This is a genomic window from Streptomyces yatensis (assembly GCF_018069625.1).
In the GTDB taxonomy this organism is placed as follows: domain Bacteria; phylum Actinomycetota; class Actinomycetes; order Streptomycetales; family Streptomycetaceae; genus Streptomyces; species Streptomyces yatensis.
Window position 1 is genome coordinate 1507223 of record NZ_CP072941.1, and the last position, 14326, is coordinate 1521548.

The following is a 14326-nucleotide window of genomic DNA, read 5'->3' on the forward strand; positions in this document are numbered from 1 at the left end:
CCCCCGTCCCGTGGGCTCCCGCCGCCCCCGGGACCCGGGGGATGCGCTCAGGCGGTGGCGTCGCGCAAATGCGCCGCTGCCGCCTGCTCCAGGTGGACCAGGTCGCTGCTGACGGTGGCGAAGGTGAAGCCCTGGGCCAGGCGCCCCGCCGCTGTCGCCCCGTCGGGGCAGTGGATTCCGGCGGCGATGCCCGCGGTCCGCGCCTCCTCGGCGACCTTGGCCAGCGCCGCCTCGAACTTCTCCGCCACCGAGGTGTCGGTCGAGGTGCGCCCGCCGAGCGCGATGGTGAGGTCGGAGGGGCCGATGTAGACGCCGTCGAGCCCGTCCGTGGCACAGATCTCCGCGGTGTTGGCCAGTGCCTGAGCCGTCTCGATCATCACGATGCAGGCCACCTGCTGGTTGGACTCGGCCGGGGCGGGGCCCACGCGCAGGCCCGAGCGCATCGGGCCGTACGAGCGCACCCCGAGCGGGGGGTAGCGGCAGGCGGCGACCGCGGCGGCCGCCTCCTCGGCGGTGTTGACCAGCGGGACGATGACTCCGCGGGCCCCGGCGTCCAGCGCCTGGCCGATCCAGAAGCCGTCGTTGGCCGGGACGCGCACCATACCGGCGGCGGTGCCGCGGGCGTCGATGGCGGTCATCGCGCCGAGGGTGCCCTTGTAGTCGAGGAGGCCGTGCTGGGCGTCGACGCAGATGTAGTCGTAGCCGAGCCCGGCCAGCCGCTCGGTGCCCACGGGGTTGTCGAGGACGACCCAGTAGCCGATGATCCGCCGGCGGGAGCGCAGCCGGGCGGCGAAGTCGGCGGGGGAAGTGTTCATGCTGTCAGCTTCTCTCGTTCTCTCTCGTTCTGGGGCAGGAGCTTTTCCGCAAGCGGCTACGGGGTGGGCGGTGGCGCGTTCACACCACGGCGTTCACCGGTTCCTCTCCCCGCAGGACGCGCACCACGTCGGCGGCCACGGTGCTGCCCATCGCGGCGTTGGCCTGCTGGGTGAACGCGGCGCAGTGCGGGGTCAGCACCGCGTTGGGGGCGGTGAGCAGGGGATTCCCGGCCGGGGGCTCGGTGGCGAACACATCGATACCGGCCGCCGCGAGATGCCCGCTGTGCAGCAGCTCGGCCAGGGCGTCCTCGTCGACCAGCCCGCCCCGCGCCGTATTGATGACACAGGACCCCGGTTTCATGGCTGCCAGTTCGGCGCGGCCGAGCAGCGGTCCGCCCGACGGCATCGGCAGATGCAGGGTGATCACATCGGCGGCCGCGATCAGCTCGTCGAGGGTCACGGACGGCACCCCCCGCTCGGCGAAGACGGCGGCGGGGAGGTGGGGGTCGTAGGCGATGAGGTCCATGTCGAAGCCCCGGGCGCGGCGGGCGACCGCCTGGCCGATCCGGCCGAAGCCGACGATGCCGAGGGTGCGCCCGGCCAGTTCGGGCCCGAAGAAGCGGTCCCAGCGGCCGCCGGTGACCGAGGCGTGGGCGGGCACGATACGCCGTACGGCGGCCAGCAGCAGGGCCATCGTCATATCGGCGACCGCGGTGGTGTTGCTCCCGGGGGCGTTGACCACGCGGACGCCATGGGCGGCGGCCGCGGAAAGGTCGATGTTGTCGGTGCCGACGCCGTGTTTGGCGACGACCGTAAGCCCCGGTGCCGCGTCCAGGACGGCCGCCGTCACCGGGTCGAGCCCGACGACCAGCGCCCTGACGCCCTCGGCCTCCTCGATGAGCTGCCGTTCGGTGAGCGGATGCGCCGCGCTCGCGGTGCGCGCCCGCACCCCGGCGGCCTCGAACACCTCCCAGGGCTCGCGCGCGTGCTGTCCGAAGCTGGGTGTGGTCACCAGGACGTCGTGGCCGGTGGCTGCCCCGGCCTCGTGCGCCTCGCTCAACGCGTTCAACTCCCCACCCCGAGCCCGAGGACATCGAGGACCGAATAGATTCCCAGGGCGCCGATGGCCGTACTGCTGAGCACCAGCGCGCCGCCCAGGACCGGGTTGCGGCGGAACCGCGGATCGACCTCCGTGGCGCGCAGCCGCCAGACCGCGATCACGACCGCGAGCAGGAAGATCCCGCCCGCGATGCCGCCGACCTGCACCATCAGCACCGGCTCCTGCAGATAGAGGTAGAAGGCGGCCCACAGGGGCGGCAGGACGACGGTGAGCAGGCGGATGACGCGCTGCCGGGACTTGACGTTGCGCCAGTCGAACACACCGAGCAGTCCGAGGGTGTTGGCCCACAGCCGCGGCACGCTCGCGGTGGAGGCGATGATCGTGGAGTAGAGGACGGCGATGGCGCCGATGAGGAAGAGGTACTTGCCCGCGGGGCCGAGGGTGTCGGTGTACATCCGGGACAGCGTGGTGATCATGTCGTTGCCCTCGGGCACCAGCTTCTGGCGGTGCAGGATGGCCGCGCCGATGATGTAGAAGGAGAGCGTGCACAGGGTGCAGACGACCCATGAGGTGAGCGCGTCGATCCGCATCACCCGGATCCAGCCCTCGGCGCGTCGGGCCCGGGCCTCGGTCCCGTCGTCGGGGCCGGTCCAGCGGGCGTAGCCCTTCTCCAGACACCAGTAGGTGTAGGTGGTCATCTCATCCGCGCCGACACCGGTGATGCCGAACATGGCGACGGCGAAGCCGAGCGTCCCGGCGGGGATGGACAGGGTCAGCCCGGAGGCCAGATCGGAGCCGCCGTAGCCGAACTCGGTCCAGGGCAGTCCGACCGCGAGGGCGACGGTGGAGAGGGTGAAGAAGACGACGGTGATGAACCCGGCCTTCTCCACCAGCCCGTAGCGGCCCGTGTACATCAGCGCGACGACGGACGCGACCACGATCACGGTCCAGACGGTGAGCGAGGTGCGGCCCAGCGGTGCGCCGCCGATCGGGGCGAGGATGCTGAACGCGGCGGCGGCGCCGCCGATCATGCCTCCGCGCTGGAGCATCTTGGCGAAGTCCATGAGGATCCACAGCACATTGATCCAGCCGACCCGGCCCGCCCTGGGCGGGACCTGGGCGTAGCCGGCCAGGGCCGTCTTGCCGGTGAGGATGGTCCAGCGGGCCAGCTCCATCTGCACCCACACCTTGACCAGCGCGCTGGCGATGACCAGCCAGAGCAGGACGAAGCCGGCCTTGGCGCCCAGGGAGGTGGTGGTGATCAGTTCACCGGATCCGACCACGGCGGCGGAGAGGATCATCCCGGGGCCCAGTCGGCGCACCGTTCCGCGTAGATCGCGCGGCGGCTCCTTGATGTCGCCCGCCCGCAGTGCGTACGGATCGTCGGACGGTGCCTCGTCCCCCGTTCCGACCTGCGCCGGCACACTGTCCGCCGTCATGCGACCTCCCCGCTTCATGCGTGTTGTGAGCGGAACGCTCGCACGATTGCACGTAACACGCAAGACTCTGCGCAGTGTCCTCGAGCAAACAGCGCGGAATGCGCAGACTGATAATGTTGCTCAGGGCTGCGCAGAGTCGCGCAGAGTGAGGGAAGGATGGGGGGCCGCCATGAGCCAGGAGGCCGGTGTGGAGGAGCGCAGACGGCTGCGCGCCGGGGACCGCCGGGAACTGATCGCCCGAATGATCCAGACCGATGGCACGGTCGTCGTGGAGGAGCTGGCCCGCTCGCTGGAGGTGACCCCCTCCACCATCCGCCGGGATCTCGCGCTCCTCACCGAACAGGGCGTCATCGCCCGCACCTACGGCGGCGCGATGAGCGCTGGTCACACCGCCGAGCCCACTCTCGGGCAGCGCAGCGGGCTCGCGGTCGCAGAGAAGGACCGCATCGGGCGCTGGGCGGCCGCCCGGATCGGGACGGGCGACACCGTCATCCTCGACGCCGGCACCACGACCGGACGGCTCGCCCACCATCTGCGCGCCCGTACCGATCTGACCGTGATCACCAGCGGGCTCACCGCGCTGCGTGAGCTGGCCGAGGCGGACGGCATCGAGCTGATCACTCTCGCCGGGACGCTGCGCCATGTCAGCCAGGGCTTCGTCGGGCCGCTGGCCGAGCTGACCCTGTCCCGGCTGACCGCGGACAAGGTCTTCCTCGGCGCCGACGGGCTGGACGCGCGGCGGGGCATCTGCGAGGCGAGCCTCCAGCAGACCTCGCTCAAGGAGATGATGGCCGACCGCGGCAAGGAGCTGTACGTGCTGGCCGACAGCAGCAAGCTGGGCCAGTCACCGTTCACCGCCTGGGCGCCGCTGGACCGGCCGTGGACGCTGGTCACCGACAGCGGGGCCACCGATGACCGGCTCGGTCCCTTCCGGGCGCTGCCCGACGTCGAGGTGATCACCGTCTGACGACGGACCGGCGCCGGTGCGGGTGAGGGGCCGGGAGCCTGGCGCTCCCGGCCCGCTCGGGTCAGTCCCGGTACATCCGCGGCGCGGCGGTCACCGCGCCCACCAGGCCGAAGCTGTCCTCGACCTCGGCCTTCTCGGCGGTGTTCGGATAGGGGTTGGTGCAGGAGACCCCGGCGGTGGAGCCGGACATCAGGCTCGAGCACGGCCCCGGCTTCATGTCCGGCAGGCCGAGGATATGGCCGAGCTCATGCGAGGAGATCCGCACCGTGTTGTAGCCCTCGTCGACGGCCTGGCGGCCGAAGTAGATCGTGCCGCGGCCCAGCCCGGTGGACAGGGTGCGGGGCCAGCCGTTGTCCGCGATGATGCGGACGTTGGCCTGCTGCCCGGAGGCGGCCGGTTTCAGCTCCACGTTGGCCACGCTCTCGTTCCAGATCGCCGCGCCCTTGGAGACGGCGTCCTTGAACTCGGCGGCCCCGCCGGCGTCGTACGTCACGACCCGCGCGGCGGCGGTGTGCTCCGCCGGGGCGGCGGAGGAGGGGGCGGCCACGGCCTGTCCGGCCGTCAGGGCGAGCACCGCCGTCACCGCGGCGGGTAAGGCACGGACGAACTTGCTGGATCTCACGATCGGCCTCCTTGTGGGGAAAGGACGGACAGAGCAAGTGGGCATGAGCATGGCACGTCGCCCATCTGATCGGCCACTGTGCCCACACACCTTGTCTCATCCGGCCGGTTGTCCACAGGTGGTCACCGCGGCATCCCGCGGGCCCCCTAGAATCGGCGGATGGCTCTTCCCGACACCGGCCCCGATACGAGCGCCGCGCTCGGCACCGATGCGAGCGAGGCGCTCGGCGTGCTGCACCGCGTCTTCGGTTACGACTCGTTCCGGGGAGGTCAGCAGGAGATCATCGACCATGTCGTGGCCGGTGGTGACGCGCTCGTCCTCATGCCGACCGGCGGTGGCAAATCGCTGTGCTACCAGATCCCGGCGCTCGTGCGGAAGGGCGTCGGCGTCGTCGTCTCCCCCCTGATCGCGCTGATGCAGGATCAGGTCGACGCCCTTCGGAACCTCGGGGTGCGGGCCGGGTTCCTCAACTCCACCCAGGACCTGGACGAGCGGCGGATGGTCGAGGCCGAGTTTCTCGCCGGCGAGCTGGACCTGCTCTATCTCGCACCCGAGCGGCTGCGGGTCGAGTCCACGCTGCGGCTGCTGGACCGGGGCACGATCTCGCTGTTCGCCATCGACGAGGCGCACTGCGTGGCCCAGTGGGGCCACGACTTCCGGCCCGACTATCTGGCCCTGTCCGAGCTGCATGAGCGCTGGCCCACCGTGCCCCGGATCGCGCTGACCGCGACCGCCACCGAGGCCACCCACTCGGAGATCGCGTCCCGGCTGAAGCTGCAGGACGCGCTGCACTTCGTGGCCAGCTTCGACCGTCCGAACATCCAGTACCGGATCGCCCCCAAGAACGAGCCCAGGAAGCAGCTGCTGGAGCTGCTGCGCACCGAGCACGCGGGCGACGCGGGGATCGTCTACTGCCTGTCCCGCTCCTCGGTGGAGAAGACGGCCGAGTTCCTGGTCGCCCAGGGCATCGACGCGGTGCCGTACCACGCGGGGCTCGACGCACGGACGCGCGCCGAGCACCAGGCGCGCTTCCTGCGGGAGGACGGTCTGGTCGTGGTGGCCACGATCGCGTTCGGCATGGGCATCGACAAGCCCGACGTGCGGTTCGTGGCCCATCTGGACCTGCCCAAGTCGGTCGAGGGCTACTACCAGGAGACCGGCCGGGCCGGGCGGGACGGGCAGCCCTCCACCGCCTGGCTGGCGTACGGACTCCAGGACGTCGTCCAGCAGCGGAAGATGATCGACACCTCCGAGGGCGACGACACCCATCGGCGCCGCCTCGGCGCCCATCTCGACGCGATGCTGGCGCTGTGCGAGACGGTGGAGTGCCGCCGGGTGGGGCTGCTGGCCTACTTCGGCCAGGAGTCCACCCCCTGCGGGAACTGCGACACCTGCCTCACACCGCCGGAGTCCTGGGACGGCACCATCGCCGCGCAGAAGCTGCTGTCCACGGTGGTGCGGCTCAAGCGGGAGCGCAACCAGAAGTTCGGCGCGGGGCAGATCATCGACATCCTGCTCGGCAAGAAGACGGCCAAGGTCATCCAGTTCGACCATGACGCCCTCTCGGTGTTCGGCATCGGCACCGAGCTGCGCGAGGCCGAATGGCGCGGCGTGGTGCGGCAGTTGCTGGCGCAGGGGCTGATCGGCGTCGAGGGGGACTACGGCACGCTGGTGCTCTCCGACACGAGCTCGGAGGTGCTGAACCAGCGGCGCGAGGTCAGGCTGCGGCGCGAGCCGGAGAAGGCCGCGCGCGCCGCCAAGGGGAAGACGGGGGCTTCGGGGAAGTCCAAGAAGGCCCCGGTGGATCTGCCGGAGGAGGCCGTGCCGGTCTTCGAGCGGCTGCGCGCCTGGCGGGCGGCGACCGCGAAGGAGCAGGGCGTCCCCGCGTATGTGGTCTTCCATGACGCCACGCTGCGCGAGATCGCGATCCTCTCCCCCACCACGCTCGATGAGCTCGGCACGGTGAGCGGGGTCGGCGAGAACAAGCTGGTGAAGTACGGACAGGGGATCCTGGACACCCTGGCTTCCTGACGATACGTCAGTAGCTCGGCCCCAACGGGGGTTACCGATGAGTGTTACCTGAGGTAACGTCGGTCTGTGCCACAAGACGGTGGCCGCCGGGGGCTGGGGTGCTCCGGCGGCCACTCATCTCCTCATGCCGTTCTCGCGCCGTTCCTCACGCCGTACGCGGGCTGTCCTACAGCTCCTTGATGCGGATGTCGCGGTACGAGATCACATCATCGGTGCTGTGGACCTGGAGACCGATGTACCCCGAGGAGTACCGACGGCCGTCCGTGCCGGGGTCGTCCCCGCGCGGCGGGGTGAACTCCTGGCCGCCGGTGTTCTCGAACTCGTTGAGCAGCACACCGTTGCGGTAGATCGAGTAGTGCTGACCGACCACCCGGATCTCGTAGTCGTTCCAGCTCCCCTTGGGAGTGACCCCGGCACCGGCGAGCCCGACCCGGTCGAACCCGTAGATCGATCCGGTCTTGTACATATCGCCGTCGGGGCGGTCGAGGATCTGCACCTCGTGCCCGTACTTGATGGCGACCCACTCCGGGCGGGACTCCTCGGGGTGGTCGTGCACATAGGGGAAGCGCACGAAGACGCCGCCGTTGGCATTGCCCGTCCCGGGTGCGTCATCGCGGAACTGGAGCTTGAGCGAGAAGTCGTCGTACGTCCGCTGCGGGAACCACAGCATGCCCATGCCCTGGACCGAGGTGCTGCTGGTGATGCTGCCGTCGTCATTGAGACCGAAGGCCCCACCGCCCACGTGCTGCCACTTGTCGTAGGACTTCTTGGTGCCGTCGAACAGCGGGCGGTAGCCCTCGTCCTGACCGGGCTTGCCGATCCCGGACTGCTTGGCCGCCCTGTTGATCGCCTTGTACTCGCGCTGGTCGATCACACCGTCGGTGAGCAGCTTGTCGGTGACGGAGGTGACGTGCTTGAGGAAGAGGGCGTGGGAGGACCAGTCCTTCTCGTCCTCGATCAGCTCATTGATGGTGCAGCGGCTACGGGTGATGCGGTTCGGGACGCCGGTGTCCACCGTGCCGACGATCACCGTGAGGCGCTCGTCCCACTCCGGGCACGCGGGTGCGGGCACCCCGCCGCCCTCGGCCACGGTGAACGCCAGTTGCCGCGCCTCGGAGGTGTTGCCCGCCTTGTCGGTGGCGCGGAACGCGACGGTGTGGCGGCCCACCCGGTCCACCGCCACGGGGGTGGTGTAGGCGAGATACGGACCGCTGTCCAGGGAGTACTCGACCTTCTCCACCCCGGAGTCGTCGTCGGCCGCGGTGAGCGTGACCTTGGCGCTGCCCACATAGGCACCGTCGGAGTTCTTCGTTCCGTCGACCGTCGCGGAGACCGCCGGGGGTGTGGTGTCCTCGGCCGGCGGGGCCACCACGGTGAAGTCCACCGACTTCACCTCCGATACGTTCCCCGCCTTGTCCGCCGCCCGGTAGCGCACCGTGTGGGCGCCGGCGTCATGGACCATGACCGGCCCGGTGTAGGGCTGGAACTCCCCCTGACCCAGGGCGTAGTCGATCCGGTTGACCCCGGAGCCGGTGTCGGAGGCGGTGATGGTCACGGTGGCCATGCCGATGTAGGCACCGGACGGGTCCTTCTCACCGGAGACGGTGGCGGAGGTCTCGGGCGCCGTGGTGTCGTCCGTCGGCGGCGCCACCACGGTGAAGTCCACCGACTTCACCTCCGATACGTTCCCGGCCTTGTCCACGGCCCGGTAGCGGATGGTGTGCGCGCCCACCTGGTGGACCATCACCGGGGCGGTGTACGGCTGGAACGCCGCGTCCCCCTCCGCGAACTCGATCCGGTCCACGCCCGAGCCCTCGTCGGTGGCGGACACCGTGACGGTGGCCATCCCGATGTACGCGCCGTCCGCGTTCTTCTCCCCCTCGACCTTCGCCGAGGCGTCGGGCGCGGTGGTGTCCTCGCCACCGCCACCGTCGGTGACCACCAGGATGCCCTGCATCTGGCCGTGGCCGGGGATGGTGCAGTGGTAGCGGTAGCGGCCGGGGCTGAGGGTGACCTCGGCGGTGTGCTTGCCGCCGCTGTCGTCCGAGGGGTTGGCGAGGATGTTCAGCGGGACGTCGTTGTTGTACTCGGGGTCGGAGACGTCGAACGTCAGGGTGTGCGGCATCCCCATGGTGTTGCCGGTGGCCGTGCTGTTCTCGAAGACGATGGTGGTCTTCCCGGCGACCGCGGTGGTGGGCGCCGAGGCGTACTTGGTGATGTCGTCACCCGCGGTCCAGGTGAGGGTCTGCTGTGCGGCCTGCCGGGTGTCGTTCTGCCCGTGGGCCGCCGTCGCCGTCGCCGAGCTGAGCCCGAGGATCATGAGCAGCGCGGCGAGGAGGGGCAGCCAGGGTCTGCTGGGTTTGGGGCGCCTTCGTTTCACGGTCACTCCGCCTTCCTGACCAGGTCCTTGGCGAGCGGAGTGGGCTCGCCGCCGTTGTAGGTGATGTGCCACAGCGCCGACTTGGAGTCGGAGGTGAAGAAGCCGCGCCCGTAGTCGAGGACGTAGAGCGAGCCGTCCGGGGCGAACTTCCAGTCCATGAGGTTGCGGATGCCGTCGGCGCCCACCGGGATGATCTTCTTGAGGGTTTCGGCGTGCACCGGCAGCCCGCCCTTGCCGACGGTCTTCGGGTCGGTCAGCACCGCGTGGCGCGGCTGGTCGGCGTCGTAGAAGTCACCGACGAACCACTTGCCGTCCCAGTAGGCGGGCCACTTGGTGGTCGACTTGCTGTCGGCGTCGTAGCGGTAGACCGGGCCGTTCATGGTGGCCTGCCCGCCGCCCTTGAGCCACGGCAGCAGGAACTTGGCCTCCGACGCCTTGTAGCTGGGGATGCCGTTGGCATCCCGCGGATAGTCGGGGGCGCCGCCCTGCGGCGAGTACCAGATGGTGTTCCCGGTGATGGGCGGCAGGTTCACCAGGCCGTTGTTGTTGGGCGACTCGTTCTTGGGGTGGTCGCAGTCGTACCAGCCCAGCGGCTTGCTGGGATCGGGCAGATTGCGGTCCCGGTAGGGCTGCTTGTTGCCCATGCAGAACGGCCAGCCGTGGTTGCCCGCCTTGGTGATGGCGGCGAAGGTGTCGTACTTGGCCGGGCCCCAGGTGGTGCTGGGCTCGCCCGCGTCGGGGCCGACCCATCCCGCGTAGAGGATGTCGGTCTTCTGGTCCACGAAGATCCGGGCCGGGTTGCGCACACCCATCACATAGATCTCGCCACGGGTCTTGCCCCCGCCCTCGTCGGGCTCCTTGCCGGTGAAGAGATTGCCCTCGGGCAGGGTGTAGGTGCCGTCGTCCTCCGGGTGGATCCGCAGGATCTTGCCGTTGAGGTTGTTGGTGTTGCCCGCGGTGCGGCGGGCGTCGGCGAAGGAGACGCCCTTGTAGTTCGGCTGCGGGTTGTTGCCGGAGTAGCCGTCGCTGAACTGCGAGGAGTTGTTGTCCCCGGTGGCGATGTAGAGATTGCCCTTGGAGTCCCAGGACATCCCGCCACCAGCGTGGCAGCAGCTGTGGATCTGGACCGGCCAGGACAGCAGGACCTTCTCCGAGCCCAGGTCCAGCTTGTTGGTCTTCAGGTCCAGGGTGAACCGGGAGACGCGGCGCTCGGCCATCTGGGTGTCCCGGTTGATCCGGGAGTGCGGGGTGTAGTGGAGGTAGACCCAGCCGTTGGTGAGGAAGTCCGGGTCCAGCTCGATGCCGAGCAGCCCCTCCTCGACCTTGATCAGCTCATCGCCGCCGCCCTTGTTGCCGAAGACGGTCAGGGCGCCCGCGAGCGTCACCTTTCCGGTGGCCGGGTCGTAGACATGGATCTGGCCCTGGCCCTTGCCGATGTCCGGGTCGTTCCAGTCGGTGACCACGGGGGCGCTGTTGTCACCGCCGCCGCGGCCGATGTAGAGCACCCGGCCGTCCTTGGCGACGACGAGGCCGTGCGGCTCGCCGATCTGGTCGGACTGGCCCGGCTGATTGGGCTTGGTGACGCGCTCGGCCTTGTAGTTCGCGTTGATGGTGGCCTTGCAGTCACCGCGGGCCAGACGGGTGGTCCACAGCAGCGCGCCCCGCAGATGGGCGCGGAAGTCGGTCTCCTGGAAAGTGGCGACCGTTCCGCCCATTCCGGTGTAGAAGGAGCGGCCGCCGTCGTAGTCACGGCACCAGGAGATCGGGTGGTCCCAGCCGTTGGCGCCGGTGCCCGGCTGGTAGCTGGACTCGCGGACCCGGGCCACGGTGTGCACCGTGCCGGAGGGGTTGTCCTTCCAGTTGAGCCAGGTGTCCGTGCGCTTCCACTCCAGCGGCAGCTCCTTGGTGGCCGGGTGGACGCGGTCGCCGACCTCCACCACGGCCCGCTGGGCGTTGCCCGGGCTCGTGGCCGCCGGGCGGGCGCCGATCAGGCCGCTGTACCAGTCGGAGTACGGCTCATTGCGGGCCGCGTCATGGATGCCGAGGAAGCCGCCGCCCGCCTTCATGTACGCCTCGAGCCCCGCCTCCTGCTCGGGGTCGAGCACATCGCCGGCGCCGGTCAGGAAGACCACGGCGTTGTACTTGCCCAGCTTGGGCCTGGTGAAGACCGAGGCGTCGGCGGTGGCGTCGACGGTGAACCGGGTCGCCGCGGGACCCTGGTTGCCGATCTTCTCGATGGCCTCGATGCCCGCGTTCACCGTGGTCGGCTCGTCCCCCGCCGAGCCGTGGAACACCAGCACCCGGACGTTGTCCCCGCCGGGCGGGGACGGCAGTGTGAGTGGCGCACGATCCTCGGGCCGGGCGCTGGCGGGGCTCCCGCCCAGCAGGGTCGCGGTGAGCGCGCCGAAGAGCAGCGCCGCCACCCCCGCGCGTCTCTTCCGCAGCCGACCGACTGTCAGCCCTCTCCATTTCGAGGGCATTTGGTACGGTTTGTCCCGCATGGGTCACCCATCCCTCTCACATCACGGAAACCACCGCTGAAGGAAGCTAGACGGCTTTTCGCAACCCGCCAATAGCTATGACCGCAACTCAACGAACTTTGTCCTGAGTGTGGATGAACGAGCCGCCCCCGGCTACCGTGAAAGCACCCCCGGGGCAGCTGCGCATCGTCAACGGCAGGGGAACCACAGCGATTTGGGAGAACGATGAGCGACGCACCCGGCATCACCTCCAGACGCGGTCTCAGCAGACGGCTCTTCACCGGCGGCGCGGCCGCCGCGGCCGTCGGACCGCTGGCCCTCACCTCCTCCGCCGCCGCGAAGGCGCCGAAGGCCCCGTCCGGCGCGGTCCGGACGGCGACCGCCGGCGGGGCGGTCCGCCATCTCAAGCTCTACGCCGAGAAGCTGCCGGACGGCCAGATGGGCTACGGGCTCGAGAAGGGCAAGGCCTCCATCCCCGGTCCGCTGATCGAGCTGACCGAGGGCGACACCCTGCACATCGAGTTCGAGAACACCATGGACGTCACGGCCAGCCTCCATGTGCACGGCCTCGACTACGACGTGGCCAGCGACGGCACCCAGCTCAACCGCAGCGCCGTGGAGCCGGGCGGCACCCGCACCTACACCTGGCGCACCCACGCCCCGGGCAAGCGCGCCGACGGCACCTGGCGGCCGGGCAGCGCGGGCTACTGGCACTACCACGACCACGCGGTGGGCACCCCGCACGGCACCGGCGGCCTCCGGAAGGGGCTGTACGGCCCCGTGGTGGTGCGGCGGGCGGGCGACATCCTGCCGGACAAGCAGTTCACCATCGTCTTCAACGACATGACGATCAACAACAAGGCGGGGCATGAAGCCCCCGAGTTCCGGGCGACGGTGGGCGACCGCGTCGAGATCATCATGATCACGCACGGCGAGTACTACCACACCTTCCATATGCACGGGCACCGCTGGGCGGACAACCGCACGGGGCTGCTGGCGGGCCCGGACGATGTGAGCCGGGTCATCGACAACAAGATCACCGGGCCCGCCGACTCCTTCGGCTTCCAGGTGATCGCCGGGGAGAACGTGGGCGCCGGCGCCTGGATGTACCACTGCCATGTCCAGAGCCACTCCGACATGGGCATGGCCGGGCTGTTCCTGGTCGCCAAGGCCGATGGCACCATCCCCGGCCACGACCCGCACGGGCTCTCCGCACACCGGCACGGATAGCCGCGGAAACGATGTACGACGGGGCGGGCCGCCTGGGCCCGCCCCGTCGCCTTGTCGCCGTATTGCCGCCGTATCGCCCCGTCAGGCGGTGTGCAGCCGCAGGCCGTACACCGACAGGATCTCGTTGATCGGCTGGTACCAGGTCTCGCCGCCACCGGAGCAGTTGCCCCAGCCGCCCGAGGTCACGCCCTGGGCCTGGTCGCCGCTGATGAACGAGCCTCCGGAGTCACCGCCCTCGGCGCACACACTGGTCTTGGTCATCTGGTACACGGCGCCCTGGCTGTAGTTCACGGTCTCGTTCTTGGCCAGCACCGTGCCGCAGTGCCAGTGGGTGGTGGAGCCCGAACGGCAGATGGAGGCGCCGATCGGGGCCTCGTTGAAACCGCGGACCAGCTGGTCGGGAACGGTGCCCCAGCCGAGCACCACCGGCACGGTCCACCAGCCGCTGCCGACGCTGACGTAGGCGTAGTCGTTGCCGGGGAAGGAGGAGCCCTGGAAGGTGCCGATGTACGAGCCGTCCCAGCCGCTGACGGAGCCCCCGGCCTGGCCGCAGTGTCCGGCGGTGACGAAGCCGCCCTGGACCGAGAAGCCTATGGAGCAGCGGACGTTGCCGGTGTAGTACGGGTCGCCGCCGACCGTACCGGCGGCGAAGGTCGTCGGCGCCTGGGCGGGGGCCTTCTCGACGGTGACCGGGACCGAGGACGAGCGCTCGGCCTCACGGAGGAAGGCGCGCACGGCGGCGTCGCCCTCGCTGCCCTCGCGGACCTTGACCACGACGCCGCCCGCGCGGGGGTCGGCGCTCCAGCTGCTCACCCCGGCGGGGGCGGCCTTCTTACGGGCCGTCTCGTCGAGGCGTGCCTTGGCCGCGTCGAGCGCGTCGGCGCTGTGCTTCACGATCCGGGTGGTGGCGCCCGTGGCCCGTACCGACGCGGTCCGCTCGGCGCTGGTGACGCCGACGACCAGCTTTCCGCTGCTCGCGTCGAACCAGGAGCCGCCGTAGGAGGCGCCCGCGGCGCGCTCGGCCCTGGGCTCCAGCTTCACGGCGGCGGCCTCCTGGGTCAGCCGCTCGCGCGCCTGGTCCGCGGTCAGGCCGAGGTCCCGGCCGAGCGCGCGGACGAGGGTCGCGGACGGCGCCGGCGCGGCGGCGGACTTCGCCGCGGGGGCGGCGGCGCCGGATGCCGCGGCGGCGGTCGAGAAGGCCCCGCCGGCGCCCGAGAGGGCACCGAGGACGAGGAGTGCGGACAGTCCGGCACGGACAACGGGCTTCCGTCTCATGGAAGTTCCCCTTCGGTTCGGCAGGTG

At 70.3% G+C, this 14326-nt stretch carries 10 protein-coding genes; 3 read left to right on the top strand and 7 right to left on the bottom strand.

Going from position 1 to position 14326, the window contains the following annotated elements:
• Positions 1-47: 47 nt before the first annotated feature.
• The 3 genes from J8403_RS05450 to J8403_RS05460 form a co-directional block, all read right to left on the bottom strand.
• Complete coding sequence (locus J8403_RS05450; RefSeq protein WP_211122134.1) at positions 48-815, bottom strand: HpcH/HpaI aldolase family protein; 768 nt, start codon at positions 813-815, stop codon at positions 48-50.
• Between the two features lie 79 nt (positions 816-894).
• A complete protein-coding gene (locus tag J8403_RS05455) occupies positions 895-1875 on the bottom strand; it encodes a phosphoglycerate dehydrogenase (RefSeq protein WP_211122135.1) in 981 nt (326 codons plus the stop codon).
• A 5-nt stretch (positions 1876-1880) separates the two neighbouring features.
• A complete protein-coding gene (locus J8403_RS05460) occupies positions 1881-3314 on the bottom strand; it encodes an Nramp family divalent metal transporter (protein WP_211122136.1) in 1434 nt (477 codons plus the stop codon).
• 169 nt (positions 3315-3483) lie between these two features.
• On the opposite strand from J8403_RS05460, the gene J8403_RS05465 reads away from it, so the two are divergent.
• Entirely contained in the window at positions 3484-4281 is a 798-nt protein-coding gene (locus tag J8403_RS05465) for a DeoR/GlpR family DNA-binding transcription regulator (RefSeq protein WP_211122137.1), read from the top strand.
• Positions 4282-4342: 61 nt separating this feature from the next.
• Here J8403_RS05465 and J8403_RS05470 read toward each other — a convergent pair whose 3' ends face one another.
• Entirely contained in the window at positions 4343-4903 is a 561-nt protein-coding gene (locus J8403_RS05470; protein ID WP_211122138.1) for a snapalysin family zinc-dependent metalloprotease, read from the bottom strand.
• Positions 4904-5062: 159 nt separating this feature from the next.
• Between J8403_RS05470 and recQ the strand changes: the two genes are divergently transcribed.
• Positions 5063-6934 (top strand): DNA helicase RecQ, encoded by a 1872-nt coding sequence (gene recQ, locus J8403_RS05475; RefSeq protein ID WP_211122139.1) that lies wholly within the window; start codon positions 5063-5065, stop codon positions 6932-6934.
• 166 nt (positions 6935-7100) lie between these two features.
• Here recQ and J8403_RS05480 read toward each other — a convergent pair whose 3' ends face one another.
• Together J8403_RS05480 and J8403_RS05485 are read right to left on the bottom strand one after the other, a co-directional pair.
• Complete coding sequence (locus J8403_RS05480; RefSeq protein WP_246586304.1) at positions 7101-9254, bottom strand: OmpL47-type beta-barrel domain-containing protein; 2154 nt, start codon at positions 9252-9254, stop codon at positions 7101-7103.
• A 62-nt stretch (positions 9255-9316) separates the two neighbouring features.
• Complete coding sequence (locus J8403_RS05485) at positions 9317-11794, bottom strand: ThuA domain-containing protein (protein ID WP_246585702.1); 2478 nt, start codon at positions 11792-11794, stop codon at positions 9317-9319.
• Positions 11795-12019: 225 nt separating this feature from the next.
• On the opposite strand from J8403_RS05485, the gene J8403_RS05490 reads away from it, so the two are divergent.
• Positions 12020-13024 carry a multicopper oxidase domain-containing protein gene (locus tag J8403_RS05490; RefSeq protein WP_211122140.1) on the top strand — a complete coding sequence of 335 codons (1005 nt, stop codon included), beginning with the start codon at positions 12020-12022 and terminating at the stop codon, positions 13022-13024.
• An 81-nt stretch (positions 13025-13105) separates the two neighbouring features.
• On the opposite strand, the gene J8403_RS05495 is transcribed toward J8403_RS05490, so the two are convergent.
• Positions 13106-14299, bottom strand: a complete 1194-nt coding sequence (locus tag J8403_RS05495; RefSeq protein ID WP_211122141.1) for a S1 family peptidase — start codon at positions 14297-14299, stop codon at positions 13106-13108.
• Positions 14300-14326: the final 27 nt, after the last annotated feature.